We start from the raw sequence: 3,303 nt of genomic DNA, 5'->3' as shown, positions 1-3,303 counted from the left end.
AAGCAGAAGCGAAGGTTAAAGCAGAGGCAGAAGTGAAGGCTAAAGCAGAAGCGGAAGCGAGGGCTAAAGCAGAGGCAGAAGCTCAACAACAGCAAGCTACATATGAATCATTCCAAAACTGTACAGAAATGCGCAAGGTATATCCAAGTGGTGTTGATAGTTCACACCCTGCATATGAAAATAAACATGATAGAGATAAAGATGGATGGGCTTGTGAGTAAGTCGTTAGTATTGTCCAAAGATTAGAGGGCTAATAAGTAGCTCTCTTTTTTATGGGTTTATGTATTTGAAACGCTCAAAAGTAAACATCTTATCTTTACAGGTGCTTCGCAGTTTTCTAGAGTATTTATGCAAGAAATCGTAGTAGCGTGTGGAACAGCAGTAGGGAAGTATGAACAAGAAAAAAGACTATTTAATTTGTGGTGAAAAGTCGGGGCTAATAAAATTAACAAAGCAATAGAGCTAGATGTACCGATGTGTGAAGATAGTTGGTTTATTGGTATTGTCTTTCAGGATTTAGCAATTGAAGAATCTGAGCTTAAGCTATCTCTAGAGTTGTAGGAACACCTTGTGATCTTCCACTGAGCAGATGGAGGGGGCATGGTTTCCAATATTGAGGTATGGTATCTTCCTATACAAAGGTGACTTGTTGCACTCGCACGCCCGTAAAGAAAGGTATTTTGTATTATATCCAACTATGGTAAAATGTAACTACATTTGATAATATGAGTTATAATTATGAAATTTAATAAACTATGGATATTTACGATACTATGTTCTGTCTTATTGCTATCAGCGTGTGGTAAAGAAAAGGAGGTTGTAGAAACAGATAAGACAAGTCAAGAAGACTTAGATCCCGGTAAGAGGTATGCTACTGAATACGTTGAACCAGATTTTAAGGAGAAGCATAAATTAAGCTTAATGGGTAGAGAAGTTCAATTTAACTTATCAAATAATGTAAATGAAGATTTCTATTTGGACGGTAATATTAAATTATGTGATTATTATAATTATGGTTATACAAATGAAGCAGAATTTTTTTGTGGTCAATTAACGCCTATTGATGGTGGCTATTCTGATTCGTGGTATTTATACTTTGATAGAGATTCATCTGACAACGTATTTCAAACATTATTAAATAGAAATGTTGATATGAAAATTGCGGCAAGGATCCCTAGTAAACAAGGACAAGGGAATATGGCAGTGGTAAGAAAGTTAGAAACATATTAATAAGTGGAAGAAGCGGAGGCTATAGTATTTTGTTGTAGTCTTTTTTGTTTTTATAAGGGGAATTTCCCTCTTTTTTTATTTGCAGTTTGACATTAAATGAAAGTTACTGAATATACTTGCAATTCAAACAACTCCATTGCAATGGTTACAAACAGTTGAACATATTAGTGTTCATTACTTATTAAACTATTGATATTCTTACTTTTTCACGCCAATTCACTCATGAACTTACTTTTTAGGTATGGAGCCTGTTGTAGGTGATTCACTATATAAAATGATCATAGCTGGTATTTTGCCATTTAACATTATTAAGGGTATTTTAATAACGATCATCATGGCATTACTATTTACAACAATGCGCAAATGGATTTATCAACAGCGCTCTATGTATATAACAAAATAATTTAGATGAGACCTCGAGCCAATAAGCGCTCGAGGTTTTTTATATTGGATAGATAGAATGCTGGATATACTGGATATTATTGTGCGAAAGTAACAAATAGAAATAATCTAGTCTAGATTACTATTTTCATGTAAAATAAGGAAGAGTTTAGAATGTTAGAGGAGTTTGAAGAGATGAGTGAAAACAAGAGTCAGTGGTCTAGTAAACTAGGCTTTATTTTAGCATCAGCGGGAGCTGCAATCGGGCTAGGGGCAATATGGAAGTTGCCGTATGTTACTGGACAAAGTGGTGGGGGAGCATTTTTCCTTATTTTTGTTCTATTTACATTGTTGATTGGTTTACCGATGTTACTATCAGAGTATATTTTAGGTCGTGGTACACAGTCTGAGGCTGTGACTGCATATAAAAAAATTACACCGACGAAAACAGGCTGGGCTTGGGTTGGTCGTATGGGTGTACTAGGTTGTTTTTTATTATTAACTTTTTACAGTGTTGTGGGAGGTTGGATTTTTATATATAGTGGCCTAGGTGTGACTGGGGCTGTTATTGCTCCTGCAAATGATCCTAGTAAACTATTTGGGGAAATTGTAGGGACACCTTGGATTACACTACTAGGTTTAGGATTGTTTACGCTAGTAAATGTACTAGTCATTTCACTTGGTGTGCAAAATGGTATAGAGAAGGCCAATAAGTGGATGATGCCTTTATTATTTATTATGTTTATTGTCCTTGTTGTGCGGGCTTTAACATTAGATGGGGCAATGGAAGGAGTTAAATTCTTCCTGTGGCCTGACTTTTCCAATATGACTGGTAAGGCTATATTAGAAGCGTTGGGGCAGTCCTTCTTTGGCTTAGCGGTAGGGTTTTCTTGTCTTGTGACGTACAGCTCATATTTAAAGAAGGATGTAAGCTTACCGAATTCTGCGGGCTCTGTTGTTCTTCTCACGGTGCTCGTATCGTTTTTTGCAGGATTAGCCATTTTCCCTGTTGTATTTGCTTTTGATTTAGAACCAGCATCTGGTCCAGGCTTGTTATTTATGGTTCTGCCAACAGCATTTAGTCAAATGCCATTTGGTGAACTATTTTTAGCGATGTTTTTATTATTATTTTTATTCGCAACGCTAACTTCTTCCTTCAGTTTATATGAAATTATCGTAGCGGCATTTATAGAGAAAGGGCGTATGTCTCGTTCTGCATTGACAATGCTACTAGGTGTAGTAGTCTTTATTGCGGCGATTCCTGCAGCGCTTTCATCAAGTACATTAGCGGATGTATCAATCTTTGGAAAAACAATTTTTGATGCAACTGACTTTTTAGTTTCTAATTTAATGCTTCCGATGGGTAACTTATTGATTGCTATCTTTATAGCATATGTAGTTGATAAAGAATTTGTGAAGAAGGAATTATTAATAGGAAGCAAATTGGGGCAAGGGTTCTATTCAACTTATCGTCTATTGATGCTAGTGGTAGTACCTTTGGTGATTATTGTTGTGTTTGTAAATATGCTATTGCAATACTAATGGTAGTAGGTTGTGTTCCGTTAAGGAATGCAACCTACTTTTTTGGGTTCTATAATATTTTTTGGGGTATTCACACAATTCCACGCATAAAAAAAGCACAGATTCACCGATTTATATATACTTGAATTGTCGAGAAACAAGTAATAGAAA

Annotated in this window: 3 protein-coding genes; all 3 read left to right on the top strand. The window is 35.8% G+C overall.

The window, feature by feature from the left end:
- The coding region (locus tag AC3WSK_RS00015) for an excalibur calcium-binding domain-containing protein (RefSeq protein ID WP_492411327.1) at window positions 1-221 on the top strand (221 nt) is incomplete at its 5' end.
- Window positions 222-738: 517 nt separating this feature from the next.
- Window positions 739-1,230, top strand: a complete 492-nt coding sequence (locus AC3WSK_RS00010) for a hypothetical protein (protein WP_492411325.1) — start codon at window positions 739-741, stop codon at window positions 1,228-1,230.
- Between the two features lie 576 nt (window positions 1,231-1,806).
- Window positions 1,807-3,153, top strand: coding sequence for a sodium-dependent transporter (locus AC3WSK_RS00005; RefSeq protein ID WP_492411323.1), 1,347 nt, complete (start codon window positions 1,807-1,809; stop codon window positions 3,151-3,153).
- Window positions 3,154-3,303 lie beyond the last annotated feature (150 nt).

It is taken from the genome of Lysinibacillus sp. EB271-A1-10B (assembly GCF_058791335.1).
This window is presented reverse-complemented; position numbering and strand designations above follow the sequence as displayed.